The following is a 26,394-nucleotide window of genomic DNA, read 5'->3' as shown; positions in this document are numbered from 1 at the left end:
TTGCGGCTTTTGGGTTGGGTTTGTTGACCGTTCACAGCTGGGGTGCCTAGTCTCCGTGATCTCGGAGAGGAGCGGGCATGCGCAGACGGTGGGCGTTCGTGGTCGGGTTGGCAGTGGCGTTCCCGCTGGTGGCGGTGCCCTCCACGGGTGCGGCGCCGACCGGTGTGGACGCGCTGAAGGTCGACCTCGACGACATCCTGGCCGACCCCAGGCTCGGCGGAGCGCAGGCCGGGGTCGTGGTCCGCGATCCGGCCACCGACGAGATCCTCTACAGCAGGCAGGCCACCGACCGCGCTACGCCGGCCTCCAACGCGAAGCTGTTCACCGCGGCGGCGGCGCTGGAATCCCTCGGGCCCGACTACCGGTTCCGCACGCAGGTGCTCAGCGACGCCGCGCAGCAGGGCCCGACGTTGCTGGGTGATCTCCACCTGCGCGGAACGGGCGATCCGACGATGCTGGCCGCCGACTACGACCGGCTCGCCGCCCAGATCGCCGAGCAGGGCGTTCGCGAGGTGCGCGGTCGCCTGCTGGCCGACGACACCTGGTTCGACGACGTTCCGCTGGGCACCGGCTGGGCCTGGGACGACGAGCCCTACTACTACTCGGCGCCGGTCTCGGCGCTGAGCGCGGCGCCGGACACCGACTACGACGCCGGCAGCGCGATCGTGCGGGTCACGCCGACCGCGCCGGGCCAGGCGCCGGAGGTCGCGCTCGACCCGGGAACCGATGCGCTGAGCGTCGACAACCGCGCCACCACCGCGGCCGAGGGAGAACCTGACCTCGCCATCACCCGCGACCACCACAGCGGCCGGGTCGTGGTGACCGGGACCGTCCCGGCCGGTGCCGCGCCGGTCGAGGAGTGGGTGGCCGTGCCCGACGCGACCGCCTACGCCACCGACGTCTTCGCCCGCGCCCTGGCCGCGCACGGCATCACCGTCACCGGGACCGGGAAGGCCGCCGCGCCACCGGGCGCCCGCGAGCTGGCCGCGCGCGAGTCGATGCCGCTGCGCGAGCTGCTGGTGCCGTTCCTCAAGCTCAGCAACAACGGCCACGCCGAGGTCCTGGTCAAGGCCATGGGCCGCGAGCAGGCCGGGGAGGGGAGCTGGGCGGCCGGGACGGGCGTGCTCGCCGAGAAGCTGCGCGGGCTCGGCGTGGACGCCGACGCGCTGCGCCTGGTGGACGGCTCCGGGCTGTCCCGGATGGACGGCGTCACCCCGGATCAGCTCGCCGTGCTGCTGGACAACGCCTCGCAGCGCCCGTGGGCCCAGACCTTCTACGACGCCCTGCCCGTCGCCGGAGCACCGGACAGGATGGTCGGCGGCACCTTGCGCAACCGGATGGCCGACACCGCCGCGGCCGACAACGTCCACGCCAAAACCGGTTCGCTGACCGGTGTCACCTCGCTGTCGGGCTACGTCACCGCTGCTGACGGCCGCAGGCTGGTGTTCTCGGTGGTGTTCAACGACTTCCTCTCCGACACCCCGCAGGACTTGGAGGACGCGATCGCGATCCGGCTCGCCGAGCACAACGGCGCCGCCGACCAGCCGCGCGGGCTCCCGCGGGTGCCGCAGCCGCGCACGGCGCCCGACGACCCGAGCACCCCGCGCGACGAAAGTGCCCTGGAGTGCGCTTGGACCAAGTCCTGCTGATCCGGTTCCCCCTAGGGGCAACGGTTTCGGGTTCGGGTTGGCGTATCGGTGCCATACCTGAGAACACCTCATCTGCTCCCCGGTAGCGTGACCGCCGTCCGAGCTACCGCAGCCGAGGAGCCCGATCCCGTGACGTTCATCAGCGACGCCCTGGCCATGATCGCCGGTCTGCCCCGGCCGCTGCTCGTGCTGGCCACCGGAGCCCTGGTGCTCGGTGAGTGCACCATCGGCCTGGGGTTCCTGGTCCCCGGCGAGGCAGGTCTGCTGGTGGCCTCGGCCGCGGTGAACGACCTCGGGTTCTTCCTGACGCTGGCCGGAACCGTGGCGGTGTGCGCGGCGATCGGCGACAACATCGGGTTCTGGCTCGGCCGCCGGTACCGGCTGAAGATGCGCGAGACGAAGGTGGTGCGCAAGCTCGGCCAGCACCACTGGGATCGCGCGGGCACGCTGCTGCGGCGCTGGGGGATCGGCGCGGTGCTGGTGGGCAGGTTCCTGCCGGTGGTGCGGACGCTGCTGCCCGCCGCTGCGGGCACCAGCGGCATGTCCTACCCGCGGTTCTTCGTCTCGTCGGTGATCGGCGCCGTGGCCTGGTCGGCCACCCACGTCGGCATCGGCTGGGCGGCGGGAGCGTCGGCGAAGTACGTCGAGTCGATGCTCGGCCGGGCGAGCTGGGTGCTGGCGATCGCGGTCGTGCTGGTCGGGGTCGGTGTCTGGGCGTGGAAGCGCCGTCGCCCGCGCAGCCAGGTCGTGACCGAGACACAGGTCGAGGACGTCGAGACCGCGGCCTGAGAACTGTCGGGACCACTTCGCGGGGCGGTGCGGGCCGAGTCCCACACCTGGAACACCAGCCGCCCCTAGTGAGCCGGGTGGAGCAACGAGATGCGGACTCCGCGGCCTGGGGTCGGCGGCGTGACGCACACGTGAGTCTCATTCATGTGTCTGGACTCTAATGGATGCATCAGCGCGAAACCAGTGGTGAACGCGTTGGCGGCCGATGGCAGGCGTGCGCATCCACCGTTGAGCGGAGTGCGGTGAGTCGCACGGGTGGGACTAGACTCGAACGCATGGCACACGCTGGCGCGAGCGACGTGACCGCGACTGCGGGGGACAGCGACTTCGTCGAATACCTCGAACGGCACCTGGCCGAACGCGGATGGACCGTTCACGACTTCTGCGAGCACAGCGGATTGAGACCGAGCGTGGTCTTCCGCTGGCGCAAGGGTTACCGGCCGGACATCGGCAACGCGCGGATCATGGCCCGCGCCCTCGGCGTCCCGCTGCTGGAAGTGCTGGTCAAGGCCGGTCGGCTGAGCGCGGACGAGGCCGGAGCCGAGGTCCGCATCGTTCCCGAACTCGACTCGGTGCCCACCCAGGTCCTGCTGCGCGAGGTCAGCGCGCGCGTGGAGAAGCTGGAGCGCTCCACCGCCGACCACGCGGAAGTCGGCGTGTAGGTGCCGGGCCTTGTTGAAATTCGGAAACGGTTGGCCCTCCGCGAACGTTCACGGCGTGACATCCGGCCGGAAGCGGAGTGGACTGCTGCCTGAGAACGGATGAGGGGTGACAGCATGAGCCACACCGGCACCGTGAGCGCTCCGGCCACAGCGGCCGCCATCCCGGCTCCTCGCACGGGCGAGCGGCTGCACGTGGCCGTCGAGACCTCGGTCGGGGAGACCTACCTGATCGCGTTCGTCGACAGCGCCCGCGACGGCGGCTGCGAGCCCTGCGAGCTGTCCCCGGACGAGGCCCGCGAGCTGGCCAGAGCGGTGCTCGGCCTGCTCGACGCCGAGGCCGGGCAGGTCGCCTTCGACATGTCGCGCACCGGTCAGCAGCTCAACCTCGCGATCGAGGCCGAGGGGGCGGAGACCTACCTGGTCACCTGGCTCGGCCGCACCGCCTGCGAAGCCGGCTACGAGCCCAGCGAGCTCAGCCGCTCCGAAGCCCGCCAGCTGGCCCGGGCCCTCCAGGGCCTCGCCGACACCGCCGAAGGCGCATGAGAACGGGCCCCGGCCGATGAGGACCGGGGGCCCGTTCACCGCCTCGACGCTCAGACTCGGGCGGGTTGCTTCTCGCGGCTCACCAGGTAGCCGACGACGATCGCGATCGCCAGCACCGGCGTGATGTAGAGGGCGATGCGGGTCTCGGCGTCGAAGGCCAGCAGCACCACGACGAACGCCAGGAACGCCAGCACCACGTAGTTCGAGTACGGCGCCAGCGGCATCCGGAACCGGCCCTCGGGCAGCTCACCCCGCGAGACCTTGCGGCGGTAGCCCAGGTGCGCGACGAGGATCATCCCCCAGGTGAAGATGGCCCCGGCCGTGCTCGCGCTGGTGATGTAGGTGAACGCCTCCTCCGGCGCCAGGTAGTTCAGCGCCACGCCGATCAGCATCGCGCAGAACGTCACGCCGATCGCCCGCGCCGGAACGGCCCGGCCGGACAGCTGTCCGAGCCTGCGCGGCGCCTGCCCGTCCTCGGACAGCGTGCGCAGCATGCGGCCGGTGGAGTAGATGCCGCTGTTGCACGACGACAGCGCGGCCGTGGTGACCACGAAGTTGATGACCCCGGCAGCGGCGGGGATGCCGATCAGCGTGAACGCGTGCACGAACGGGCTGCCGCTGGCCGGGAACTGGTGCCACGGCACCAGCGCGGTCAGCGCCACCAGGGCGCCCACGTAGAAGATCAGGATCCGCAGCATCACCGAGTTGATCGCGCGCGGCAGCACCTTCTGCGGGTCGGCGCTCTCGCTGGCGGTCTGGCCGACCATCTCCACGCCCACGAAGGCGAACATGACGATCTGGAAGGCCAGCAGCGAGGACGCGGTGCCGTGGGGGAACCACCCGCCCTGCGCCCAGATGTTGCTCAGCGAGGCGGTGTCACCGACGTTGGAGAAGCCGAACACCAGGATCAGCGCGGCCAGCACGATCAGGCCGACGATCGCCAGCACCTTGATCAGCGCGAACCAGAACTCGAACTCGCCGAAGAGCTTCACCGCGATCAGGTTGACCCCGCTGAGCACGATCAGCGCGCCGAGCGCGGGGATCCACTGCGGCACTTCGGGGAACCAGAACTGGAAGTACTCGCCGACCGCGGTGATCTCGGCCATGCCGGTCACGATCCACACCAGCCAGTAGCCCCAGCCGGTCGCGAACCGCGCCCACGGGCCCACGAACTCGCCCGCGTACTCCGCGAACGAACCGCTGACCGGGCGGTACATCAGCAGTTCGCCGAGCGCCCGCATCACGAAGAAGATCATCACACCGGCGATCGCGTAGATCAGGATCAGGCCGGGGCCCACCTGGTGGAGCGCTTTGCCGGAGCCGAGGAACAACCCGACACCGATCGCGCCACCGATGGCGATCATGTTGATGTGCCGGGTGCTGAGATCTCTCTTGTACTCGGCCACTGGCTGGCTCATGGACGTTGTGCTCCTCTGTGGACGAAGGCCGCTTTCTCGGCGATTTCGGCGGTGGTTTCGCGAAGATGATCCACCCGGGACCGAGCTGCGGCAAGAGGGCGCATGATTCCGGAAGAACCGCTTCACCACTCGCGTTCGGTGCACTTCGGAGCGCGACGAAAAAACGCCGCATTCCGGACGGAAGTCCTGGAACGCGGCGTTCTTTCAGGCGATCAGAGGTTCGGGTAGAGCGGGTGCTTGGCGGCCAGGGCCTCCACGCGGGCGCGCAGCTCGGCGCTGATCGACTCGTCGAAGTTCGGCTTGAGGGCCTGCGCGATCACCTCGGCGACCTCGGTGAACTCCTCCTTGCCGAAGCCGCGGGTGGCCAGCGCCGGGGTGCCGATCCGCAGACCCGAGGTGACCATCGGCGGGCGGGGGTCGTTCGGGACGGCGTTGCGGTTGACCGTGATGCCGATCTCGTGGAGCCGGTCCTCGGCCTGCTTGCCGTCCAGCTCGGAGTTGCGCAGGTCCACCAGCACCAGGTGCACGTCGGTGCCGCCGGAGACCAGCGAGACACCGGCCTCGGTGGTGTCGGAGGCCAGCAGGCGCTCGGCCAGGATCCGGGCGCCCTCGACCGTGCGGCGCTGGCGGTCCTTGAACTCCTCGCCGGCGGCGATCTTGAAGGCCACCGCCTTGCCCGCGATCACGTGCTCCAGCGGGCCGCCCTGCTGACCGGGGAAGACCGCGGAGTTGAACTTCTTGGTGAACTCCTCGTCGTTGGACAGGATCACACCACCGCGCGGGCCGCCCAGCGTCTTGTGCGTGGTCGTGGTGACCACGTGCGCGTGCGGCACCGGCGACGGGTGCAGGCCCGCGGCCACCAGGCCGGCGAAGTGGGCCATGTCGACCATCAGGTAGGCACCGACCTCGTCGGCGATCTCCCGGAACCGCTTGAAGTCCAGCTGACGCGGGTAGGCCGACCAGCCCGCGACGATCAGCTGCGGCTTGTTCTCCCGCGCCAGGCGCGCGACCTCGTCCATGTCGACCCGGTGGTCGGACTCGGAGACGTGGTACGGCACGACGTTGTAGAGCTTGCCGGAGAAGTTGATCCGCATGCCGTGGGTGAGGTGACCACCGTGGGCCAGGTCCAGGCCCATGATGGTGTCGCCCGGCTTGAGCAGCGCGAACATCGCCGCCGCGTTGGCCTGCGCGCCCGAGTGCGGCTGCACGTTGGCGTAGCTGGCGCCGAAGAGGTCCTTGATGCGGTCGATGGCCAGCTGCTCGACGACGTCGACGTGCTCGCAGCCGCCGTAGTAGCGCTTGCCCGGGTAGCCCTCGGCGTACTTGTTGGTCAGCACCGAGCCCTGCGCCTGCAGCACGGCCTGCGGCGCGAAGTTCTCCGAGGCGATCATCTCGAGGGTGTTCTGCTGGCGACCCAGCTCGGCGCCGACCGCCGCTGCCACCTCCGGGTCAACCGCTGCCAGGGCATCGTTGAACAGATCCGGGTTCGACATCAGTGTGTGCCTCCTGTTTCTTTCTTTCAGTCAGGCGTTGCGGCGGTAGAACGGCAGCTCGACGACCTGCACCGCGACGTTGCGGCCTCGGATGTCGACCTGCAGGGCCGTGCCGGGCTTGCTGTGCTCCCGGTCGACGTAGGCCATCCCGATCGGATGCCCGAGGGTCGGGGACGGTGCGCCGCTGGTGACCTCGCCGATCTCGGCGCCGTCGGCGTCGAGGACGCGGTAACCGTGGCGCGGCGCCCGCCGCTGGTCGGTGGTCAGTCCCACCAGGGTGCGCTCGGTGGGCTTCTCGGCAACCGCGGCCAGCGCGGACTTGCCGACGAAGTCGGCGTCCTTGTCCAGCTTGACCACTCGGCCGAGGTTCGCGTGGAAGGGCGTCAGCTCCGCGGACAGCTCGTTGCCGTACAGCGGCATGCCCGCTTCCAGGCGCAGCGTGTCGCGGCAGGACAGCCCGGCCGGCTGCAGGCCGTGCTCGGCACCGGCGGTGGTCAGCGCCTGCCACACGGCCTCGGCGTCGCCGGGGGAGGTGAACAGCTCGAAGCCGTCCTCGCCGGTGTAGCCGGTGCGCGCCAGCAGCACGTCTTTGCCCGCGACCGTGGAGGGGTAGCCCGCGTAGTACTTGACGCTGCTCAGGTCGGTGTCGGTCAGCGGCGCCAGGATCGCCACCGCGTTCGGGCCCTGAACCGCGATCAGCGCGTAGTCGTCGGAGACGTCGGAGTGCGCGGCGTCGAAACCGGAGACCCGCTCGGCCAGCTCGGCGGAGACCACGGCGGCGTTCGCGGCGTTGGCCACGACCAGGAACTCCTGGTCGGCGAGCCGGTAGACGATCAGGTCGTCGAGCACGCCACCGGCTTCGTTGCAGATCATGGTGTAGCGGGCGCGACCGGGAGTGATGGCGGAGGCGTTGGCGACCAGCGCGTAGTCCAGCGCCTCGGCGGCCTGCGGGCCGCTGATCAGGATTTCGCCCATGTGCGTGAGGTCGAACAGACCGGCGCCCGTGCGGACCGCGTTGTGCTCGGCGGTGTCGCTGCTGTAGCGAACCGGCATCTGCCAGCCGGCGAACTCCGTGAAGGTGGCGCCGAGGGATTCGTGCACCGCGTGCAGCGGTGTCTGTCGGGGCGACGACATGGTGAAACTCCTCCTGGGTGGGCGTGCCGGTCGGCAGTCGAGGGCCGGTCAGCTCACGCGCCCAACCTTATCCGGGGCGCCTCGACCCCCGACCGGCGCGGTCTGCGCTGGTCGGGCGGGGTCTCCCCGGAGTCATTGGCCTGAGAGTTTCACCACCCGGCAGGGTGGTTTGCACCGTGGGCGAGAAGCGCGATGCTCCTGCTTTTCTCCGTGATTCGCCTGGTGTCCTGCGGTAACGGTGCCTGAGAGTTTACTGGGGAGTATTGCTCCTTCGGCGCCTCGTCCGGCGAGGACGAGGTCTCTCCCGCGAGACGTCATCGGCGCGGTATTCGGTTGTACCGCTCACAGACGCTACGAACCGCCCCACCCCCAGTCAACAGGAAGACCGAGTGATCTCAACCCTTGCGCGCAGGACTCCCGCTGAGCGGCGCGTTCTCACCAAGGAGCGAAAAGCCCCAGTACGCGCCGCAAGGCCTCGTCGACCTCTTCGACCTCGTCTCTCGTCAAAGTGCCTGCTTGTTGCCCGAACCGCTGCAGGGGGTCGACGGCCTGGACCTGTTCCACCAGGACGCGTGTTCGTTGATCTCCGATGCGAATCTCGGGGCGGTGTGCGGCAGGACGTGCGCTGGTTGACGTCGGCGCGGCGATCACCGTCGAGGTCAGGAGCGCGTCCGACTGCAAGATCACGGCGAAGCGCGGACCGTGCTGCTCGTGACCTCGTGCGTTCGGGGTGTCCTTCAATCGGTAAACGTCACCACGCATCGCCCGCGCCCATCGCTTCGCGGGCTGCGTTGACCTCGGCGAGGTCTTCTGGATCTTGAAGCAGTCTGCCAGATTCCTCTCGCATCTGTTCGTTGACGAGGTGTCGGTACGACACGTCCAGCGCGTAGCGGATGGCGCTGTTGCGTGAGCTGCCATCGCTCATGAGGGCAGCCAGTTTCCGTTCTGCGTCGTCGTCGAGGCGGACGGTGAAGCTGGTGGACATGCCTCCATGGTACGTGGCGCGAACCGGACTGAGAACCAAAAGTGGTTCGCTCGATGGTGTCCCTCTTGGTTCAACTTTCGCGGGTGAGGTCGTCGAGTTGGGTCTTGAGGCCGTCGATGAGGGCTGTGAGGGCGAGTTCGAAGCTGGCGGCGTCTATCTCCGCCGCCTTCTGGTGGAGCAGGTGGGCCCTGCTGAGGTGTGGGAAGCGGTTGGCGTAGACCGTGGCGTCGGCGGGGAAACCGTGGCTGAACGAGCCCATGGCCGAGCCGATGACCAGGTACTTCGTCGAGGCGCCGATCATCGTGGCGTAGCGCTGCGGCCAACCGGCCCGGGTGAGGCCGCCGTGGACGGCGTCGGCGGCGCGCAGGGCCGCATCGCGCCGGGCCGGGCCGTAGGCGATGAACGGGACCAGGTTCGGGTGGTCGACCAGGGCGGCGCGGTAGGAGCGGGCCCAGGTGCGCAGGCCGGTGACCCAGTCCCGGTCGAAATCGGAGACGTCGACCGCGCTCATCACCTCGTCGGCGATCTCGTGCAGCAGGTCTTCCTTGGTGGCCACGTGGTTGTACAGCGACGCGGCGCGCACGTCGAGGCGTTGGGCCAGCCTGCGCATCGAGAGCGCGTCCAGGCCCTCGGTGTCGATGATCTCCAGCCCGGACCGTCGGATGCGTTCCGGGGAGAGCCGGGGTGTGCTGGGTCTGGGCAACGTCTGTCTCCTCACCGGAATCCCTTGCGGCGTGCGCCAGGACGGTTCTAGGCTGCCATAAAACTAACGGTGTTAGTTACCGGCCTGCACGGAAAGGAACGACGCGATGGTCGACTTCTCGCTCTCCGAGACCGAGCGCGACATCCGCGACTGGGTGCGCAACTTCGTCCAGCGGGAGCTCATGCCGCTGGAGCCGGAGGTCCTGCGCAGGGAGCGGGCGGGTCAGCGCGGTCTCACCAAGGACGAGCTGAAGGAGCTGCAGGACAAGGCCAAGGAGGCCGGTTTCTGGGGCGTGCAGACGCCCGAGGAGTACGGCGGCATGAACCTCTCGGCGGTCATGACGGCGCTGATCGAGGTCGAGCTCGGCCGCACCTACGTGCCGTTCCGCTTCGGCGGGTACGCCGACAACATCCTCTACTACGCCAACGAGGAGCAGAAGCAGCGCTACCTGCTGCCGACCATCGAGGGCACCCGCAAGTCCTGCTTCGCCATCACCGAGCCGGGCGCGGGCTCGGACGCCAAGAACCTGCGCACCACCGCCGTGCGCGACGGCGATGACTGGGTCATCAACGGCGAGAAGACCTTCATCACCGGCGGCATCGACGCCGACTTCGTGATGGTCTTCGCCGTCACCGACCGCGAGAAGGGCGCCAACGGCGGTGTCACCTGCTTCCTCGTCGACCGCGACATGGGCTGGAAGTCCGAGCCGATCGACATCATGGGCCCCGACGAGCGCCAGCCGGCCGCGCTGGTGTTCGACAACGTCCGGGTGCCCGCCGAGAACGTGCTCGGCGAGGTCGGCAACGGGTTCGGGCTGGCCATGCAGTGGATCGGCCGCGGCCGCTACCTGCTGCCCGCGGCGGCGCTGGGCGCCTGCGAGCGGCTGGTGGAGATGGGCTCGGAGTACGCCCAGCAGCGCGAGACCTTCGGCGCGCCGATCGCCGACCGGCAGGCCATCCAGTGGATGATCGCCGACTCGGCGGTGGAGATCGAGGCGCTGCGCTGGCTGATCCTGCAGGCCGCCTGGCAGGTCGACCAGGGCATGGACTCCCGGCACGCCCAGTCCATCGCCAAGCTGTTCGGGGCCACGCACGCCAACCAGATCGTCGACCGGATCCTGCAGATCCACGGCGGCATGGGCTACACCAAGGAGCTCCCGGTCGAGCGCTGGTACCGCGACCTGCGACTCCTCCGGATCTTCGAGGGCACCGACGAGATCCAGCGCCGCACCATCGCCCGCAACGTGCTCAAGGGCCACGCCTCGGTCAGCGGCGTACTGGGCTGATAGTCGTCCGTGGCTGTTCTGCTGGGCGGTGCGGGTAGCGGAACCTGAGCGGCTCCGCGGTCTCCGCGCGCCACTCCTGATGCATGTCCAATACGTGGCGTCGCGGCGTGCTCGCCACGAAGCCGCTGGCGAACCCGCGGCGGTGCCTGTTGCTCAGGTGGGGAAAGAGGATGCGGCTCCGCCGCATGCTTGGCGGAACGGAACGTCACCGCAACGTCGCCACTCCGTTCGACGTGGTGAGTCGTGAGTCGCGGGTGATTTGTCGGTACTCTGGTGGACAACGGCCTCGATGCATCGGGAGTGATGATGTCGCTGTTCAAGAAGGTCACCGACTTCGCCAAGAGCCCGCAGGGCAAGAAGGTGATGGACCAGGCCAAGAAGTACGCCTCCGACCCGAAGAACAAGGAAAAGATCGACCAGGTCAAGAACAAGTTCATGGGCAAGGGCGGATCCGGCTCCCAGGGTGGTTCCCAGGGCGGGCACCACTGAGCGGAAGACCCAGAGAGCGGCCCCCGGCGTGAAGCCGGGGGCCGCTTTTCTGTTGCCCGCCGGGCGATCGACAGTAGAGTCCGGTCCCGGGTCGTTCTCCACGGCGAGCAGCACGGAGGTCTCGATGGGCAGCGCGTACGTCGCTGGAACGTTCGACACCAAGGGCGCGGAACTGGACCACGTCGCCGAACTCATCGCCCACGGGCACCCCGTCGTCACCGTCGACCTGTCGACCACCGGCGAGGGCTCGTCCAGCGCCGTCGTCCAGCCCGCCGAGGTCGCCGCGCACCACCCGGACGGGGCGGACGCGGTGTTCACCGGTGACAGGGGCACGGCCGTGACCGCGATGGCGTGCGCGTTCGCGCACTTCCTGCGGGAGCGCGACGTCGACGGCGTCATCGGGCTCGGCGGTTCCGGCGGAACCGCGCTGATCACCCCCGCGATGCGGGAGCTGCCGGTGGGCGTGCCGAAGGTGATGGTGTCCACTGTGGCCTCCGGTGACGTGTCGGGCTACGTCGACGCCACCGACATCGCGATGTTCCCCTCGGTCACCGACGTCGCGGGGCTGAACCGGATCTCCCGCCGCATCCTCGCCAACGCCGCGCACGCGCTGCTCGGCGCGATCAGCCACCCGATGCCGCAGGTCGAGGACAAGCCCGCGGTGGCGCTGTCGATGTTCGGCGTCACCACGCCCTGCGTGACCGCCACCGCCGACGCTCTGGCCGCCGAGTTCGACCCGCTGGTCTTCCACGCGACCGGCACGGGCGGCCGGGCCATGGAGAAGCTCGTCGACGACGGCCTGGTGCGCGCGGTCCTAGACATCACCACCACCGAGGTCTGCGACCTCATCGCCGGTGGCGTGATGAGCGCGGGCGAGCAGCGGCTCGACGCCATCGCCCGCGCCGGGGTCCCCTACGTCGGTTCGTGCGGTGCGCTGGACATGGTGAACTTCGGTGCGCTGGAATCGGTTCCGCAGCGCTACCGCGACCGCAACCTCTACGTGCACAACCCGCAGGTCACCCTGATGCGCACCACCGCGCAGGAGTGCCGGGAGATCGGCTCGTTCATCGCGCGCAAGCTCAACGCCTGCCGCGGCCCCGTCCGCTTCCTGCTGCCGACTGCCGGAGTGTCCATGTTGGACGCGCCTGGCCAGCCGTTCCACGACCCCGAAGCCGACGCCGCGCTGTTCGACACCATCGAGCGCGAGGTCGAGCAGACCGAGGACCGCCGAGTGCTGCGGGTCGGCCACAACATCAACGACGAGGAATTCGTCACGGCGCTGCTGGCCTCGTTCCGTGAAATCCTGGAGGAGCAGGGAAACCCCGGGACCCGAGAGGCTTCCCGGCACTGACACTGGAGGGGCGATGAACGGATTCGACCGCGCGGAACTGCTCCGCGAGTTCCACTCCAAAGCCCAGCGCGGCGAACCGATCGTCGGCGGCGGCGCCGGCACCGGGCTGTCCGCCAAGTGCGAGGAAGCCGGCGGCATCGACCTGATCGTCATCTACAACTCCGGTCGCTACCGGATGGCCGGACGCGGCTCGCTGGCCGGACTGCTGGCCTACGGCAACGCCAACGACATCGTGGTCGAGATGGCCCGCGAGGTGCTGCCGGTCGTGCAGCGCACGCCCGTGCTCGCCGGGGTCAACGGAACCGACCCGTTCATGCTGCGCGAGCACTTCCTGCGCGAACTGCGCGATCTCGGTTTCGCGGGCATCCAGAACTTCCCGACCGTGGGGCTCATCGACGGCACCTTCCGGGCCAATCTGGAGGAGACCGGGATGGGCTACGGCCTGGAGGTCGAGCTCGTCGCCGCCGCCCGCGAGGCCGACCTGCTCACCACGCCCTACGTGTTCTCCGCCGACGACGCCCGGGTGATGACCGAGGCGGGCGCCGACATCATCGTCTGCCACATGGGGCTGACCACCGGTGGCGCGATCGGCGCGGAGACCGCCAAGAGCCTCGACGACTGCGTGCGGCTCATCGACGAGTGGTCGCAGGCCGCCTCCGAGGTCCGCGAGGACGTGCTGGTGCTGTGCCACGGCGGGCCGATCGCGACGCCGTCCGACGCCTCCTACGTGCTGTCGAAAACCCAGCGCTGCCACGGCTTCTACGGCGCCAGCAGCATGGAACGACTCCCCACCGAAGAAGCCCTGACCGAGCAGACCAAGGCGTTCACCAACATCAAGTTCTAGAACCGACACCAGGAGGAACCATGCGCAGTTTCGCCAGCGCGGTCATCGAAGCCCCCGTCGAGAAGGTGTGGGAGGCGGTGCGCGACTTCGACGCGCTGCCGGTGTGGCACCCGGCGATCGCCTCCAGCGAGATCGAGGACGGCCGCGACTCCGCGAGCGTCGGCTGCGTGCGGCGCCTGGAGCTCGGCGACGGGGGAGAGGTGCGCGAGCGCCTGGTGGCCCTCGACGAGGTCGCTCGCAGCTACACCTACGAGTTCGTGACCAGCCCGTTCCCGGTCCGCAGCTACCGCTCCACGATCCACGTCCTGCCGGTCACGGCGTCCGGGCACAGCTTCGTCGAGTGGTTCGCCGACTTCGACTCCGACGCCGACGTCGAAGCCGAGATGGACAAGACCTTCGCCCAGGGCGTCTACGCCACCGGCTTGAAGGGCCTAGCGGCGCACGTCGCGGGCTAACTGTTGAGGAATTGCTTTGCGTGGCGGTGCGGGTAGCGGAACCTGAACGCCTCCGTGGACTCCGTGCGCCACTCCTGATGTATGCCAATACACGGCGTCCCGGCGTACTCGCCACGAAGGCGCTCAGAACCCGCGGCGGTGCCAGCTGCTCAGGTGGTGGAAGAGGATCCGGCTCCGCCGCATTCACGAGCGGCTCCTAGGGCGTCGCGTGGTGGCGGTTGCCCGCCGGAACCGCCACCACGGACGCGGAAGTTTCGCTGGAACGTCATCTCCTGGGAGGTGGAAACTTCCGGTCCTGGGGCGATGGCGAAACCGAAGGGCTCGGGGATCGTGATCCGACGCTCCGGTTAGAGTCGGGCGCGTGCCAAGCCCTACCCCCGCAGACATCGCCCACTCCGACCGGGTCGTGGTGACCGGAGGCTCCGGCTTCGTCGGCCGGGCCGTCGTCCGAGCGTTCATCGAGCGCGGCACCCCGGTCACCATCGTCGATCTCCAGGCCCCGCCCGAGTCCCTCCGGGACCCGCTGGTGAGCTTCGTGGAGGGCGACCTGCGCGATGCCGACGTGCGGGACCGCGCCGTCGCGCCCGGCAGCGCAGGCATCATCCACCTGGCCGCGATCACCTCGGTGCTCAAGTCGGTCGAGCAGCCCGCCGCCACCTACGCCAACAACGTGGAGGTCACCCAGCACCTGCTGGAGCTGGCCCGCGAGCGCGAGGTCGGGCAGTTCATCCTCGCCTCCACCAACGCCGTCGTCGGCGACATCGGGCACGGCACCATCTCCGAGGCGCTGCCGGTCCGCCCGCTCACGCCCTACGGCGCCACCAAGGCCGCCTGCGAGATGCTGCTGTCCGGGTACGCGGGCGCCTACGGGATGTCGACCTGCGCGCTGCGGTTCACCAACATCTACGGCCCCGGCATGGGCCACAAGGACAGCTTCGTGCCGCGCCTGATGCGCGCCGCGCTGGCCGGTGACGGCGTCGAGGTCTACGGCGACGGCGCGCAGCAGCGCGACTTCGTGCACCTCGACGACGTGGTGCAGGGCGTGCTGGCCGCGTGGGACAAGCAGTACACCGGCACCGCGGTGATCGGCTCGGGCGAGTCGATCACGGTCCTGCAGCTCATCGACGCCGTCCGCGCCGCCACCGAGATCGACGTCCCGGTCACCCACGTGCCCGCCAAGAACGGCGAGATGCCCGCGGTGATCGTCGACGTCTCCAAAGCGCAGCGCGAGCTCGGCTACCAGCCGGGGGTGGAGCTGACCGACGGTCTGCGCACCGTCTGGGCGGACTTCACCAGCGGAGCGCGGTGACGGCCGCGCTCGCGCGCGCACTGCGCCGGCACTGGCTGCTGGCGCTGCTGGTGCTGGCCGGATTGGTGCTGCGGATCATCACGCAGCTCGCCTACCGGCCCGCACTGCTCTACATCGACTCGTTCCGCTACCTCGACGACGTCGGCGTGTTCCACCCCGGCGGCATCAACCCGGTCGGGTACGAGTGGTTCCTGTGGCCGCTGCTGGGCGTCGGCGGACTGGCCGGGGTCGCGGTCGTGCAGCACCTGCTCGGCCTCGGCCTCGGCATCGGCGTGTACGTGCTGCTGCGCCGCTTCGGCGTCCGCGAGTGGCTGGCGGCGCTGGCCGCCGCGCCGGTGCTGCTGGACGCCTACCAGCTGCAGATCGAGCAGCTGATCATGTCCGACCTGCTGTTCCAGGTGCTGCTGCTGGTCGCCGTGTACCTGCTGTGCTGGTGGGGCCCGCCGACGCCGAAGGTCGCCGCCGTGGCCGGTGGCGTGCTGGCGCTGTCGGTGATGGTGCGCTCGGTGGGCTTGACGCTGGTGCTGCCCGCGGCCGTGTTCGTGCTGCTGGCCGCCGGTCTGCGCCCGCGCGGGGGTTGGCGGCCCCGGTTGATCGCCACCGGTGCGCTCGTCGCCGGGTTCGGCGGGCTCGTGCTGGTCTACGCGCTCTACGGCGCGCTGGTCGCGGGGAAGTTCGGCGTCGGCGGTTCCGGCGGCGGGGGAGTGCTGTTCGGGCGCGCGGCGGTCGTGGCGAACTGCGATGAGCTGGACCTGACGCGCGAAGAGCAGCTGCTGTGCCCCGACGAGCCGCGCGAGCACCGCGAGACGATCGGCATCGATTTCTACCTGCACCTCTGGGACGTCCAGGCCAACGTCGACAAGCTGCTGCCCGAGGGCATGGACGTCAACGCGGCGCAGCGGTCGCTGACCCGGAAGGTCGTGCTCCACCAGCCGCTGGACATCGCGGGCGGCATCGTCGGCGACTTCCTCAAGGGCTTCGCCCCCACCCGCACCCAGGCGGTCGGCGACGTGCCGCTGGACCGCTGGCAGTTCCAGCTCGACCACCCGATGTACGCGCCGGAGTGGTACGCGCAGGAGTGGGCCGAGCTCTACGACGGCGTCGGGCTGCACGCGGATCCGGAGCTCACCTCGTTCCTGCGCGGCTACCAGCTCGGCGGCGGCTACACCCCGGGCCTGCTGCTCGGCGGCGCGCTGCTGCTCGCGAGCGCGGCGGTGCTGGGCGCGGGACGGGCCAGGCGCAGCGGGCTGCGCGCGGTGACGCTGCTGCCGGCCGGTCTGGTGACCACCTCGCTGCTGACCGCATCGGTCATGGAATTCTCCTGGCGCTACCAGTTGCCCGGACTCGTGCTCATCCCGCTCGCCGGCGCGCTGGGCGCCACCGCGATCTTCGGCCGCGAGGCCATCCGTTCCACACCCCGATCGACGCCCTCCGAGGAGTGCCAGATGTTGACGACCTTCCCCGACGAGGTGGACCGGGACGCGCTGGAGGAGTACGCGTCCCGCTACGGCGAGCACCGGTTCGCGCCGGTGGTCGTGCTGATCGCCGCCTACAACGAGGAGGAGTCGATCGGCGAGGTGCTCGACGCCATCCCGGCCCGCAGCTGCGACCTGGACGTCGACACCCTGGTGGTCGTCGACGGCGCCAAGGACCGCACCGCCGAGGTATCGCTGGAGCACGGAGCCCACACCTGCGTGGCGCCGAACAACCGGGGCCAGGGCGCGGCCCTGCGGCTGGGCTACCGGCTGGCCGCGCAGCGCGGCGCGCGCTACGTGATCACCACCGACGCCGACGGCCAGTACGACATCTCCGAGCTGCCGAAGCTGCTGGAACCGCTGATCGAGGGCCGCGCGGACTTCGTCAGCGGCTCGCGGCGGCTGGGCAGCAACGAGCGCCCGGCGCTGATCCGCCGCATCGGCACCTACGTGTTCGCGTGGGTGGTCAGCGCCCTGACCCGGCAGCGGATCACCGACACCTCGTTCGGCTTCCGCGGCATGCGGGTGGAGGTGCCGAACTCGGTGACCCTGCGGCAGCCGCAGTACCAGTCCTCCGAGCTGCTGGTGGGCCTGCTCAGCCACGGCTACCGCGCGGTGGAGCAGCCGATGCGGATGCTGCAGCGCACGGCGGGGGAGAGCAAGAAGGGCTCCAGCTTCAGCTACGGCTACCGCTACGCCAAGGTCGTGCTCGGCACGTGGTGGCGCGAGCGTCGCGGCACCGCTCGCGCGGACGCCCCGGCGGTGGAGCGGGTCAGCGAGCGTCCTGCTGCGGTCGGCGAGTGAACACGAGCTTGTCGATCAGGACGAACTTGACCGCGAACATCACCGCGTAGGTCCCGATGAAGGCGCCCCACACCACGGCCACTTGAGCGGGCCGGGTGTCGGGGAACGCCGAGGTCGCCGCGATCTCGGCGAGGTGGGTGGCGCCCGCGGCCAGCAACGCCGTTCCGACCGAGATCGCGCCGTAGCGCAGGAGCTCGCCGCGCAGCGCGTCGTGCCCACCGCCGCCCCAGGTGCGACGGTTGAGGGTGAAGTTCGGGATCGCCCCGGCCAGCCAGGCCAGCACGGTCGAGACGACCGGTGTGGCTCCGAGCGAGTAGGACAGCAGGAACACGAGCTGGCTTATGCCGGTGGCCACGACCGATGCCGCCGCGAACCGACTGATCAACCGCCAGTAGCGAGCACGGCCGGTGATCATCGGCTGCGCCACGTGTCCTCCAGAGAAATTCATGCGCAAGTGTGCTGCGCGGAACGATACCGATCGCTGTGCGTGGTCTTCTTGGACTGTTGAAGAGATGAGAGCATGCGTGATGTTCATGCTGCACTACCGGCTGGAAAGAGGGAGACAGGCGTGCGAATCCTCGTCCTCGGAGGGGACGGCTATCTCGGTTGGCCGACCGCTCTGCACTTGTCCGACCGCGGTCACGAAGTCGCCGTGGCGGACAACTACGCCCGTCGGGGCTACGACCACGAGATGGGCGTCGAGAGCCTCGTGCCGATCGAGCCGATGCAGGTCCGCCTGGACGCCTGGCGCGAGGTCTCCGGCAAGACCATCAAGCACTACTACGGCGACCTGGTCGACGGTGACTTCACGACCGAGATGATCGCCGACTTCCGGCCGGACACCATCGTGCACTTCGCCGAGCAGCGTGCGGCGCCGTACTCGATGATCGACCGCAAGCACGCGGTCTACACCCAGCAGAACAACGTGGTCGGCAACCTCAACGTGCTGTTCGCGATCCAGGAGGTCGACCCGGAGATCCACCTGGTCAAGCTGGGCACGATGGGCGAGTACGGGACGCCCAACATCGACATCGAGGAAGGCTGGCTGGAGGTCACCCACAACGGGCGGACCGACCGGATGCTCTACCCGAAGAAGCCGGGGTCCTTCTACCACCTGAGCAAGGTGCACGACAGCCACAACATCGAGTTCGCCTGCCGCATCTGGGGTTTGCGGGCCACCGACCTCAACCAGGGCGTGGTCTACGGGCAGGAGACCCCGCAGACGGTGCGGGACCCGAGGCTGGCGACCCGGTTCGACTACGACGCCATCTTCGGCACGGTCCTCAACCGGTTCGTCATCCAGGCGGTGCTGGGGCACCCGCTGACGGTGTACACGCCGGGCGGGCAGACCCGGGGCATGATCGACATCCGGGACACCGTGGAGTGCATCCGGCTGGCCGCCGAGAACCCGGCCGACCGCAGTGAGTTCCGGGTGTTCAACCAGATCACCGAGAGCTACTCGGTCGGTGAGATCGCCAAGACCATCGCCAACAACTTCGACGGCCAGGTCGAGATCGAGCACGTCGACAACCCGCGGGTCGAGCAGGGCGAGCACTACTACAACGTCAAGCACACCGGTCTGGTGGAGCTGGGCCTGGAGCCGCACCTGCTGTCGAACACGCTCATCGAGTCGCTGTTCGAGGTGGCGGACAAGCACAAGCACCGGGTCGACCTCGCCGCGATGCGGCCGACGGTGAACTGGCGCAAGGCCAGCAACCCGATGCGCGACGAGAAGTAGCCGGAAGCGGCGAATTCAGAAGGGTGCCCCGGGCTGTTCGGCCCGGGGCTCCTTACCGCGTGTCGGGGGGCTTCCACGCGGCAGCTTCGAACATTAGCCCTCGCGGATGATCACGGCGATACGGCACGTGGGTAAATCTCGAACCCGCTGTGAACGTTGGTTAACGAGCATCACCGAGCGCCCGGATCCGGACAAGCGGACGGTTTCCCTCCCAAATCCGACGGGCTGCCAGGGCCCGCGCGGGGGGTCGGATCCAGGGCGGGAACGTCCCGTGCCTGCTCAGCCCTGGGCCGTGGCCGGGGCCTCCTCCTCGAAGTCGTCGATCTCCCGGCGCTCGTTGACGATCACCCGAATGGTGTAAGCCAGCGCGGCCACCCAGGCCACGACGATCGCTCCGTAGACCACCGCGGGGGTCGGGGCGGGCAGGTCGAACGCCTTGATCAGCGTGCGCGCGTTGGTCAGCACGATCAGGCCGCCGGCGCCGACGCCGATCAGCCGCATCGGCACGACCCGGACCAGGTAGGCCGCCAGCGGCGCGGCGAGCACACCGCCCAGCAGCAGCGCGCCCACGGTCATCCAGGACAGCTTCTGGTCGGCCAGCGAGAACAGGAAGCCCAGGCTCGCCGCCACCGCGATCAGGAACTCGCTGGTGTCGACCGAGCCGACGACCTTGCGCGGCTCGACCTTGCCGGTGCTCAGCAGCGTGGGCGTGGCGACCGGGCCCCAGCCGCCACCGCCGGTGGCGTCCACGAACCCGGCGACCAGGCCCAGCGGAGCCAGCAGCTTGGAGCTGACGCCGGTGAGCTGGCGGCGGCGCAGCGGCCGGATGGCGAAGCGCAGCAGCACGTAGAGGCCCAGCGCGAGCAGGATGGTCGACATCCAGGGCTCGGCGGCCTCGGTGGAGACGTTGCTCAGCGCGGTCGCGCCGAGGAAGGCGCCGATCGCGCCCGGCACGCCCAGGGTGAGCACGATCTTCCAGTCGACGTTGCCGAACCTCCAGTGCGAGAGGCCGGAGGCGACCGAGGTTCCGATCTCGGCGAGGTGCACCGAGGCGGAGGCCAGCGCGGGCGTGAGTCCAGCGGTCAGCAGGATGGTCGTCGAGGTGACGCCGTAGGCCATGCCGAGCGAGCCGTCGACCAGCTGCGCGATGAAACCGCCGACCGCGAAGATCAGGAATGCTTGCACGATGTCTCCGTACGGGAAGATCCGAGACGCGACGAGTTCGCGGCGCGAGGGCTCGTGGCGGGGATGGTGCTGCGGACAGGTGGGCGCGACTAGGGACTAGCGCGAGCGCCGACACCGTGCGGAGGTGACGCGGCGCAGGTCGACGTGGAGGCGCTGCGACAGCAGCCGCCACTGATCACCGGGCGTCATGGGGGACAGTCAAACAGATCCCGCGTTCGAGTGGCAGCGTCTCCCAGAGTGCGGGAGGGATCTCTAGGCCGATCGAGGGTGGCTTGTGTCGAAGGACACCATCCGGCCGAATTGATCTTGATCCGGCTCCGGCCCTCTTGTGTCCATTGTGGACGATCCACCTGCGGGTAGTTGATCTGACAGCCGTTGCGCGCCTTGGCGATCTACCTTTGATCATCCGTGTGACCTGCGTGAACTGTTCGAATCAAGGAGTCAGCGGCGGCGTAGGCCGGTTGCCGAAAACGGCTTCTCCGCAGGCTGGTCCGGCTGTTGATGTTATCGAACGGCGATCTCAGTCGGTCACTGAAAGTCACGGTTTGTATGGCGCAGTCGGATGAACCATCTGCTGGGTGAGCCATCAGTTGCGGCCTGCCGTGACTGTCAGCTACGTTCTGATCTGCACGTCACGGTTCGATCACGACAAGATCTCTTTCCCCGAGGAGCTCTTGCCCGCACCCCCGAAACGCGGGAGTGGCCGGACCGACCCCCGACGGAAGGCAGTGATGGGCAAGCATCGCAAGGAAGACCGGCTCCCCCCGACAGCCGGCCTTCCGCTCCGCAACAAAGTTGTGGCTGCGGTGGTGGCCGGAGGCGCGTTCGCGGCAGTGGGTCAGCCCCTGGCCGCGAACGCGGGCTCCGACCAGCAGCGCGACGTCCGGCCCCTGGCCGGGACCAAGAAACTGAGCACCGCGATCACCGGCACTCAGAACAGCCCCGCAGCCGTTCGGCTGCTCAAGGCCCAAGTGCCCGAACAGCAGCCCGAAGCGCAGGAGCTGGCCAAGGCCAAGGCCATCGAGGCCGAGCGCATCGTCCGCGAGGAGGCCGCCCGCCAGGCGGCAGCCCAGGCCGCGCAGGCCGAGGCCGAGGCGAAGCGGGCCGCTGAGGAGAAGGCGCGCAAGGCCGCCGGCTTCCACAGCCCCGCCGAAGGCCGGTACACCTCCGGCTTCGGCTCCCGCTGGGGCAGCAGCCACATGGGCATCGACATCGCCAACAGCATCGGCACGCCGATCTACTCGGTGGCGCCCGGTGAGGTCATCGACGCGGGCCCGGCCAGCGGCTTCGGCATGTGGGTCCGGGTGAAGCACGACGACGGCACGGTCACCGTCTACGGCCACGTCAACACGATCGTGGCCGACGAGGGGCAGCGCGTCGGAGCCGGCGAGCAGATCGCGACCATGGGCAACCGCGGCCAGTCGACCGGTCCTCACCTGCACTTCGAGGTCCACGAAGACGGGACGAAGATCAACCCGCTGCCCTGGCTCAAAGAACGAGGCATCGACGTCAGTTGAGGACTGTTCGTGGTTGCTCTGCTTAGCGGTGCGGGTGGCGGAACCTGAGCGGCGCTGTGGACTCCGCGCGCCACTCCTGATGTATGCCAGCCAATACACGGCGTCGCGGCGTGCTCGCCACAGCACCGCTGAAGAACCCGCGGCGGTGCCGGCTGAGTCCCTCACCTGAAGCAGAGCGGCTACGCCGCCCTCACAAAGCAGGGGCACCGAGTTGCGGTGTCACCCGAGAACGGCCGCCCGGGGTCCGCATTCCCCCGACAGACCCCGGGCGGTTCACCAAGTTCAGGACGCCGTCGTCCTGGTCGTGGATTCGGGCCTGCGGCGCAGGAGGCGCGGTAGGGGCAGCAGGCGGCGCCGGGTCTCCGGTTCGTCGGTCGATCGGTCCGGGTGGTCCGTGGTTCCCGCGAGCCTTGCCAGGTCGATCCGCACACCCATGTGTCCTCCCTCGGCTGCTCTGCCTCGATCAAGAACAACGCTAGCCGACAGGACGGGGCGGGAACTCCGCTCTTCTGCTCAATTCCTCACTCGGTGGGCTGCGGGGTGGGTGCGTCGTCCTCCAGGCGCTGGCGCAGCCACACCAGGGTTCGCGACAGCAGGCGCGAGACGTGCATCTGGGAGATGCCGACCTGGTCGGCGATCTGTGTCTGCGTCATGCCGCGGAAGAAGCGCATCACCAGGATGCGGCGCTCCCGCTCGGGCAGCTCCTCCAGCAGCGGCCGGACCATCTCGCGGTTCTCCACCTCGGCCAGCTCGGCGTCGTCCGACCCGATCGCGTCGCCGAGCGGGATCTCGTCGGTGTCGGTGAGCAGCTCGTCCAGCGAGGCGCTGCGGTAGGCGTTGCCCGCCTCCAGCCCGTGGTAGACGTCGTTGGTGCTGATGCCGAGGTCCTTCGCCAGCTCGCTGGGGGTGGGGGCGCGCCCCAGCTCCTGCGAGAGCCGCGCGATCGCGGCCGACACCGACAGGTGGAGCTCCTGCAGGCGGCGCGGCATCCGCACCGCCCAGCCCGTGTCGCGGAAGTGCCTGCGGACCTCGCCCATGATCGTCGGGACCGCGTAGGACAAGAAGTCGACCCCGCGCTCGGGGTCGAAGCGGTCGACCGCGTTGATCAGGCCCAGCACCGCGACCTGCGTCAGGTCCTCCTGGGACTCGCCGCGGTGGCTGAAGCGCCGGGCGATGTGCTCGGCTACCGGCAGGTGCTCGGTGACCAGCTGATCCCGGAGTTCGGAGCGACGTGGGTCCTTCTCGTCCAGCTTCGCGAGCTCGCCGAACAGCGGCGCCAGCCTGTCGTAGCGCTCGTTGCGTGACTGAGTGGAATCCGCTCGTTTCACACCTGAGCCGTCCGTCCCTTGGTCAACTCGATCCGCACCAGGTGGCTGCCGTTGGCAGCGGGATCCGACTCGACCGAGGTTGACACAGCGTCGGCCAACGCGCTGAGCACGCGCCAGCTGAAAGTGTCCTTGCGGGGCCCGAAATCGTTCTTGCTCAGCACTTCTGCGGTGATCGACAACTGCTCACCGGACAGCCGGAACCGGCAGACGAGGGTGGCTTCCGGCGCGGCCAGCCGGACCAGCGACGAGCACGCCTCGTCGACGGCCAGCCGCAGGTCCGCGATCGAGTCGATGTCGTGGTCGGCGCGCATTGCCAGGTCGCCCACGACGGCCCGCATCACCGACAGCTGGTCGGGCTCAGCCCGGACCCGCACCTCGACCTGATTCGGAGCGGAAGTCGCAGGCTCCACCTGCGCGACCTCGCGTTCCACGCTCATTTCGACGACCACCTCGTCTCGGAGCGGCGTTCACTCACGGTGACCTGCCCTTGCGGCTTCCTGGTACCCGTGGCCCCGGTCGTGCAAACTCCACGCCCGATCAACGACCCGTCCAGTAATCCCAGAAGGCTTGCAGGATCAGAGCCACGATCACGACGTACCACACTACGACCACGAGGCTGTGAAACCGGCTCATCGCCACGCCGAGGGACCGGCCGCCGCCCAAGTGCCCCTCGCGCAGGTTGTGCAGGGTCGTGTACCAGAACAGCGGGATCGTGACGACCCAGACGACCATGCAGTACGGGCACAGCGCACCGATGGAGTACAGGCTCTGCACGATCAGCCAGTGGATGAACACCACGGCCAGCGTGGTCCCGACCTGCATGCCCACCCAGAACCAGCGTGGCGGGCGGAACCCGGCCAGCACCGTGACGCCCGCGGTGACCACGACCGGGAACGCCGCGACGCCGATCAGCGGGTTCGGAAATCCCAGCAGCGCGGCCTGCGAGCTGTCCATCACTGAACCGCAGGACACGATCGGGTTGAGGCTGCACGAGGGCACGTAGCCCGGGTTGGACAGCTTGACCAGCTTCTCGACGATCAGCGCGAACGAGGCGACGAGCCCGATCGCGCCGCCCACGACGTAGAGCCAGGCCAGGCCGCGCGGCCCGGCGGCGGGCCGCTGCGCGCCGGGTGCGGCCTGTTCGACGGCGTGGGCGGTGGTCACTTCGCCAGCTCCTGGTCCAGCTGCTTGCGGAACGCCTGATCGACCTCGGCCATGTTCTGCGCGCTGCCCTGCTCGAACTTCTTGCCGTTGATGAAGATCGACGGGGTGCCCGAGACCCCGGCGGCTTCTCCGTCGGCCACGTCGCGGTCGATCTTGGCCTGGACGTGGGGCGAGACCATGTCCTGCTTGAAGCGGTTGACGTCCAAGCCGATCTGCTGCGCGTACTTCTCGAACTCCGCGGTGGCCTTGGCCTCGTCGCTGTTGAGCTCCTCCGCGTTCGCGGTCGCCCAGGCGGTCCAGTTGTCGAACAGGGCGTGGTACATCTCCTTGTACTTGCCCTGCAGCGCGGCGGCCTCGGCGGCGCGCGCGGCGTGCTGCCCCAGCGGGTGCATCTCCAGCGGGTAGTTGCGCGTGACGAACGTGATCCGGCCCGCGTAGTCGGTCTCGATCTTCTTCGTCATCTGCGAGTAGTACTGGTAGCAGGACGAGCACTGGTAGTCGAGGAACTCGGTGACGGTGACCTTGTCGTCGGGCGCCTCGGTGAGCACGTTGCTGTCGGGCTTGCGCAGCACCTCTGCCGCGACCGGGGGCGTGCCGCTACCGCCGCCGGCGCCGCCACCGCTGTCGCCGGATCGGTTGAACAGCAGCACACCACCGATCACCAGCACTGCGACGACCACCACCGCGATGGTGAGGATGACGTTGGTGGAGACCCCGCTCTTCTGGGTCACCGGGTTCTGGTTCTTCGGCATCGTGCGCATTCACCTTCGGCGGTTGTGAGGGGAACCGACCAAAACAGTCTCGCGCATTCACCCGGTCGGGAAATTCTGCGGGGGTGCTCTCACAGCACCTTCACAGCGAGCTCTCAGCTTGTCGGTGATCCGACCAGGGGTGATGCTGACGCGCATGACCGATCTGGCGGGCCTGCTCGACGACGAATCGCGCGCCGCGTTGCGGGCCTGGCCAGGTGGGACGTGGTATCCGCCCGCGCTGGCCACCCTCACCCGGCACGAGTTCTCCGACGAGAACTGGATCTACGAGCGCAAGCTCGACGGGGTCCGGCTGATCGCCGGGGCCGACGGCGGCGAGCCGCAGCTGTGGTCGCGCAACCGCAAGCGGGTCGACCCCTCCTACCCGGAGATCGCCGAGGCGCTCGCTGCTCAGAACGCGCCGAACTTCGTCGTGGACGGGGAAGTCGTCGCCTTCGAGGGCGACCAGACGAGCTTCGCCCGGCTGCAGAAGCGGATGCACCTCACCGACGCCGCGACCGCCCGGCGCACCGGCGTCGCGGTCCACTACTACGTCTTCGACCTGATCGCCTTCGGCGGCGTGGACCTGACCCGGTTGCCGTTGCGGACCCGCAAGCGGCTGCTGCGCGAGTGCTTCGAGTTCACCGACCCGCTGCGGTTCAGCCAGCACCGCAGCGGCGACGGCGAGGAGTTCTTCGCGCAGGCGTGCGCGCGCGGCTGGGAAGGGCTGATCGCCAAGCGGGCGGATCAGCCCTACCGGTCCGGGCGCGGCCGGGACTGGCTGAAGTTCAAGTGCGTCTCCGGCCAGGAGTTCGTGATCGGCGGCTACACCGACCCCAAGGGCTCCCGGTCCGGTTTCGGCGCGCTGCTGGTCGGCTACTACGACTCCGACGGCCTGCGCTACGCGGGCAAGGTCGGCACCGGGTACGACGAGCGGACGCTGCGCGAGCTGTCCGCGAAGCTGGACGAGCTCGCCCGCGCGGACTCACCGTTCCACGACACGATCCGGGAACCGGGGACGCACTGGGTGGAGCCGGAGCTGGTCGCCGAGGTCGGCTTCAGCGAGTGGACCGGCGACGGGAAGCTCCGGCACCCCAGGTTCTCGGGTCTGCGCAACGACAAACCGGCCGGCGACGTCCGCCGCGAATGACGCGCGTCAGCGCTCGGAGACGATCGGCGCCTGGTTGGCGGCCGGCTCGATCTGTTGGCCCGTATCGGCCGGAGGACTGAACACCGCGAGCAGAACGGTCATGACGACCATCGAAACCGTCGCTACAACCGACACGATCGTGCGGCTGTTGATCTGCATCGCGCTGCTCTCCCTG

28 protein-coding genes and 2 riboswitches are annotated in these 26,394 nt (G+C 69.1%); of the genes, 14 read left to right on the top strand and 14 right to left on the bottom strand.

What is annotated here, in order from left to right:
- Positions 1 to 77: 77 nt before the first annotated feature.
- The 4 genes from dacB to E1181_RS21065 all read left to right on the top strand — a co-directional run bounded on the left by dacB (position 78) and on the right by E1181_RS21065 (position 3,643).
- Positions 78 to 1,649 carry a D-alanyl-D-alanine carboxypeptidase/D-alanyl-D-alanine endopeptidase gene (gene dacB, locus E1181_RS21080; protein WP_132677372.1) on the top strand — a complete coding sequence of 524 codons (1,572 nt, stop codon included), beginning with the start codon at positions 78 to 80 and terminating at the stop codon, positions 1,647 to 1,649.
- Positions 1,650 to 1,778: 129 nt separating this feature from the next.
- Positions 1,779 to 2,438, top strand: coding sequence for a DedA family protein (locus E1181_RS21075; protein ID WP_132677371.1), 660 nt, complete (start codon positions 1,779 to 1,781; stop codon positions 2,436 to 2,438).
- A gap of 275 nt (positions 2,439 to 2,713) precedes the next feature.
- Positions 2,714 to 3,100 carry a helix-turn-helix domain-containing protein gene (locus E1181_RS21070; protein WP_165944702.1) on the top strand — a complete coding sequence of 129 codons (387 nt, stop codon included), beginning with the start codon at positions 2,714 to 2,716 and terminating at the stop codon, positions 3,098 to 3,100.
- A 114-nt stretch (positions 3,101 to 3,214) separates the two neighbouring features.
- Complete coding sequence (locus E1181_RS21065; protein WP_132677369.1) at positions 3,215 to 3,643, top strand: hypothetical protein; 429 nt, start codon at positions 3,215 to 3,217, stop codon at positions 3,641 to 3,643.
- 50 nt (positions 3,644 to 3,693) lie between these two features.
- Here the strand turns inward: E1181_RS21065 and E1181_RS21060 are convergent, their stop codons facing one another.
- From E1181_RS21060 to E1181_RS21035, 6 genes are all read right to left on the bottom strand, one after another.
- The gene (locus tag E1181_RS21060) at positions 3,694 to 5,061 is read right to left on the bottom strand and encodes an amino acid permease (RefSeq protein WP_132677368.1); all 1,368 of its coding nucleotides are present in this window, start codon (positions 5,059 to 5,061) and stop codon (positions 3,694 to 3,696) included.
- Positions 5,062 to 5,273: 212 nt separating this feature from the next.
- Positions 5,274 to 6,554, bottom strand: coding sequence for a serine hydroxymethyltransferase (glyA, locus tag E1181_RS21055; RefSeq protein WP_132677367.1), 1,281 nt, complete (start codon positions 6,552 to 6,554; stop codon positions 5,274 to 5,276).
- 30 nt (positions 6,555 to 6,584) lie between these two features.
- Entirely contained in the window at positions 6,585 to 7,688 is a 1,104-nt protein-coding gene (gene gcvT, locus E1181_RS21050) for a glycine cleavage system aminomethyltransferase GcvT (protein WP_132677366.1), read from the bottom strand.
- Between the two features lie 119 nt (positions 7,689 to 7,807).
- A riboswitch (glycine riboswitch) is annotated at positions 7,808 to 7,907 on the bottom strand.
- A gap of 1 nt (position 7,908) precedes the next feature.
- Positions 7,909 to 8,005: riboswitch (glycine riboswitch) on the bottom strand.
- Between the two features lie 118 nt (positions 8,006 to 8,123).
- Positions 8,124 to 8,429 carry a type II toxin-antitoxin system PemK/MazF family toxin gene (locus E1181_RS21045; protein ID WP_235876924.1) on the bottom strand — a complete coding sequence of 102 codons (306 nt, stop codon included), beginning with the start codon at positions 8,427 to 8,429 and terminating at the stop codon, positions 8,124 to 8,126.
- A 10-nt stretch (positions 8,430 to 8,439) separates the two neighbouring features.
- Positions 8,440 to 8,673 carry a hypothetical protein gene (locus E1181_RS21040; protein WP_132677364.1) on the bottom strand — a complete coding sequence of 78 codons (234 nt, stop codon included), beginning with the start codon at positions 8,671 to 8,673 and terminating at the stop codon, positions 8,440 to 8,442.
- A 70-nt stretch (positions 8,674 to 8,743) separates the two neighbouring features.
- Positions 8,744 to 9,376, bottom strand: a complete 633-nt coding sequence (locus E1181_RS21035; protein ID WP_132677363.1) for a TetR/AcrR family transcriptional regulator — start codon at positions 9,374 to 9,376, stop codon at positions 8,744 to 8,746.
- Between the two features lie 106 nt (positions 9,377 to 9,482).
- Here E1181_RS21035 and E1181_RS21030 point away from each other — a divergent pair, with 106 nt between their 5' ends.
- The 7 genes from E1181_RS21030 to E1181_RS21000 all read left to right on the top strand — a co-directional run bounded on the left by E1181_RS21030 (position 9,483) and on the right by E1181_RS21000 (position 17,388).
- On the top strand, positions 9,483 to 10,661 hold the full coding sequence (locus tag E1181_RS21030) for an acyl-CoA dehydrogenase family protein (protein WP_132677362.1): 1,179 nt from the start codon (positions 9,483 to 9,485) through the stop codon (positions 10,659 to 10,661).
- A 273-nt stretch (positions 10,662 to 10,934) separates the two neighbouring features.
- The gene (locus E1181_RS21025) at positions 10,935 to 11,150 is read left to right on the top strand and encodes a hypothetical protein (protein ID WP_235876923.1); all 216 of its coding nucleotides are present in this window, start codon (positions 10,935 to 10,937) and stop codon (positions 11,148 to 11,150) included.
- 124 nt (positions 11,151 to 11,274) lie between these two features.
- Complete coding sequence (locus tag E1181_RS21020) at positions 11,275 to 12,501, top strand: Tm-1-like ATP-binding domain-containing protein (protein WP_132677360.1); 1,227 nt, start codon at positions 11,275 to 11,277, stop codon at positions 12,499 to 12,501.
- Positions 12,502 to 12,514: 13 nt separating this feature from the next.
- Entirely contained in the window at positions 12,515 to 13,345 is an 831-nt protein-coding gene (locus E1181_RS21015; RefSeq protein WP_132677359.1) for a phosphoenolpyruvate hydrolase family protein, read from the top strand.
- A 20-nt stretch (positions 13,346 to 13,365) separates the two neighbouring features.
- Complete coding sequence (locus tag E1181_RS21010) at positions 13,366 to 13,800, top strand: SRPBCC family protein (protein WP_132677358.1); 435 nt, start codon at positions 13,366 to 13,368, stop codon at positions 13,798 to 13,800.
- A 361-nt stretch (positions 13,801 to 14,161) separates the two neighbouring features.
- The gene (locus E1181_RS21005; protein ID WP_165944701.1) at positions 14,162 to 15,109 is read left to right on the top strand and encodes an NAD-dependent epimerase/dehydratase family protein; all 948 of its coding nucleotides are present in this window, start codon (positions 14,162 to 14,164) and stop codon (positions 15,107 to 15,109) included.
- Positions 15,106 to 17,388 (top strand): glycosyltransferase family 2 protein, encoded by a 2,283-nt coding sequence (locus E1181_RS21000; RefSeq protein ID WP_132677357.1) that lies wholly within the window; start codon positions 15,106 to 15,108, stop codon positions 17,386 to 17,388. The genes E1181_RS21005 and E1181_RS21000 overlap by 4 nt, the downstream gene beginning before the upstream one ends.
- On the opposite strand, the gene E1181_RS20995 is transcribed toward E1181_RS21000, so the two are convergent.
- A complete protein-coding gene (locus tag E1181_RS20995; protein WP_235876922.1) occupies positions 17,357 to 17,815 on the bottom strand; it encodes a GtrA family protein in 459 nt (152 codons plus the stop codon). The genes E1181_RS21000 and E1181_RS20995 overlap by 32 nt on opposite strands.
- Before the next feature lie 141 nt (positions 17,816 to 17,956).
- Between E1181_RS20995 and E1181_RS20990 the strand changes: the two genes are divergently transcribed.
- Positions 17,957 to 19,126, top strand: a complete 1,170-nt coding sequence (locus E1181_RS20990; protein ID WP_132677356.1) for an NAD-dependent epimerase/dehydratase family protein — start codon at positions 17,957 to 17,959, stop codon at positions 19,124 to 19,126.
- A gap of 279 nt (positions 19,127 to 19,405) precedes the next feature.
- Here the strand turns inward: E1181_RS20990 and E1181_RS20985 are convergent, their stop codons facing one another.
- Positions 19,406 to 20,311, bottom strand: coding sequence for a sulfite exporter TauE/SafE family protein (locus tag E1181_RS20985; protein ID WP_132677355.1), 906 nt, complete (start codon positions 20,309 to 20,311; stop codon positions 19,406 to 19,408).
- 731 nt (positions 20,312 to 21,042) lie between these two features.
- Between E1181_RS20985 and E1181_RS20980 the strand changes: the two genes are divergently transcribed.
- Positions 21,043 to 21,828: a M23 family metallopeptidase gene (locus E1181_RS20980; RefSeq protein ID WP_132677354.1), complete on the top strand. Its 786-nt coding sequence runs from the start codon at positions 21,043 to 21,045 to the stop codon at positions 21,826 to 21,828.
- 282 nt (positions 21,829 to 22,110) lie between these two features.
- Here E1181_RS20980 and E1181_RS31545 read toward each other — a convergent pair whose 3' ends face one another.
- The 5 genes from E1181_RS31545 to E1181_RS20960 form a co-directional block, all read right to left on the bottom strand.
- A complete protein-coding gene (locus tag E1181_RS31545; protein ID WP_165944700.1) occupies positions 22,111 to 22,263 on the bottom strand; it encodes a hypothetical protein in 153 nt (50 codons plus the stop codon).
- Between the two features lie 86 nt (positions 22,264 to 22,349).
- Positions 22,350 to 23,156, bottom strand: a complete 807-nt coding sequence (locus E1181_RS20975) for a SigB/SigF/SigG family RNA polymerase sigma factor (RefSeq protein WP_132677353.1) — start codon at positions 23,154 to 23,156, stop codon at positions 22,350 to 22,352.
- A complete protein-coding gene (locus E1181_RS20970; protein WP_132677352.1) occupies positions 23,153 to 23,593 on the bottom strand; it encodes an ATP-binding protein in 441 nt (146 codons plus the stop codon). The genes E1181_RS20975 and E1181_RS20970 overlap by 4 nt, the downstream gene beginning before the upstream one ends.
- 100 nt (positions 23,594 to 23,693) lie before the next feature.
- Positions 23,694 to 24,320, bottom strand: coding sequence for a vitamin K epoxide reductase family protein (locus E1181_RS20965; protein ID WP_132677351.1), 627 nt, complete (start codon positions 24,318 to 24,320; stop codon positions 23,694 to 23,696).
- Positions 24,317 to 25,072 carry a DsbA family protein gene (locus E1181_RS20960; protein ID WP_132677350.1) on the bottom strand — a complete coding sequence of 252 codons (756 nt, stop codon included), beginning with the start codon at positions 25,070 to 25,072 and terminating at the stop codon, positions 24,317 to 24,319. The genes E1181_RS20965 and E1181_RS20960 overlap by 4 nt, the downstream gene beginning before the upstream one ends.
- Before the next feature lie 154 nt (positions 25,073 to 25,226).
- Here E1181_RS20960 and ligD point away from each other — a divergent pair, with 154 nt between their 5' ends.
- On the top strand, positions 25,227 to 26,219 hold the full coding sequence (ligD, locus tag E1181_RS20955) for a non-homologous end-joining DNA ligase (protein WP_132677349.1): 993 nt from the start codon (positions 25,227 to 25,229) through the stop codon (positions 26,217 to 26,219).
- Between the two features lie 6 nt (positions 26,220 to 26,225).
- Here ligD and E1181_RS31540 read toward each other — a convergent pair whose 3' ends face one another.
- Positions 26,226 to 26,378 (bottom strand): hypothetical protein, encoded by a 153-nt coding sequence (locus E1181_RS31540; RefSeq protein ID WP_165944699.1) that lies wholly within the window; start codon positions 26,376 to 26,378, stop codon positions 26,226 to 26,228.
- Positions 26,379 to 26,394 lie beyond the last annotated feature (16 nt).

The organism is Saccharopolyspora terrae (assembly GCF_004348435.1).
Lineage (GTDB): Bacteria > Actinomycetota > Actinomycetes > Mycobacteriales > Pseudonocardiaceae > Saccharopolyspora > Saccharopolyspora endophytica.
The sequence above is the reverse complement of the archived record's forward strand: the minus strand, read 5'-3'. Positions and strand labels throughout refer to the sequence as shown.

Bases quoted from the DNA above. Each gene is read 5' to 3' on its own strand.
- E1181_RS21065 (WP_132677369.1), top strand. From the start codon at position 3,215: ATGAGCCACACCGGCACCGTGAGCGCTCCGGCCACAGCGGCCGCCATC.
- E1181_RS20960 (WP_132677350.1), bottom strand. From the start codon at position 25,072: ATGCCGAAGAACCAGAACCCGGTGACCCAGAAGAGCGGGGTCTCCACC.
- gcvT (WP_132677366.1), bottom strand. From the start codon at position 7,688: ATGTCGTCGCCCCGACAGACACCGCTGCACGCGGTGCACGAATCCCTC.
- E1181_RS21030 (WP_132677362.1), top strand. From the start codon at position 9,483: ATGGTCGACTTCTCGCTCTCCGAGACCGAGCGCGACATCCGCGACTGG.
- E1181_RS31540 (WP_165944699.1), bottom strand. From the start codon at position 26,378: ATGCAGATCAACAGCCGCACGATCGTGTCGGTTGTAGCGACGGTTTCG.
- E1181_RS31545 (WP_165944700.1), bottom strand. From the start codon at position 22,263: ATGGGTGTGCGGATCGACCTGGCAAGGCTCGCGGGAACCACGGACCAC.
- dacB (WP_132677372.1), top strand. From the start codon at position 78: ATGCGCAGACGGTGGGCGTTCGTGGTCGGGTTGGCAGTGGCGTTCCCG.
- E1181_RS20970 (WP_132677352.1), bottom strand. From the start codon at position 23,593: ATGAGCGTGGAACGCGAGGTCGCGCAGGTGGAGCCTGCGACTTCCGCT.
- E1181_RS21015 (WP_132677359.1), top strand. From the start codon at position 12,515: ATGAACGGATTCGACCGCGCGGAACTGCTCCGCGAGTTCCACTCCAAA.
- E1181_RS21010 (WP_132677358.1), top strand. From the start codon at position 13,366: ATGCGCAGTTTCGCCAGCGCGGTCATCGAAGCCCCCGTCGAGAAGGTG.
- E1181_RS20980 (WP_132677354.1), top strand. From the start codon at position 21,043: ATGGGCAAGCATCGCAAGGAAGACCGGCTCCCCCCGACAGCCGGCCTT.
- E1181_RS21070 (WP_165944702.1), top strand. From the start codon at position 2,714: ATGGCACACGCTGGCGCGAGCGACGTGACCGCGACTGCGGGGGACAGC.
- E1181_RS21020 (WP_132677360.1), top strand. From the start codon at position 11,275: ATGGGCAGCGCGTACGTCGCTGGAACGTTCGACACCAAGGGCGCGGAA.
- glyA (WP_132677367.1), bottom strand. From the start codon at position 6,554: ATGTCGAACCCGGATCTGTTCAACGATGCCCTGGCAGCGGTTGACCCG.
- E1181_RS21060 (WP_132677368.1), bottom strand. From the start codon at position 5,061: ATGAGCCAGCCAGTGGCCGAGTACAAGAGAGATCTCAGCACCCGGCAC.
- ligD (WP_132677349.1), top strand. From the start codon at position 25,227: ATGACCGATCTGGCGGGCCTGCTCGACGACGAATCGCGCGCCGCGTTG.
- E1181_RS21040 (WP_132677364.1), bottom strand. From the start codon at position 8,673: ATGTCCACCAGCTTCACCGTCCGCCTCGACGACGACGCAGAACGGAAA.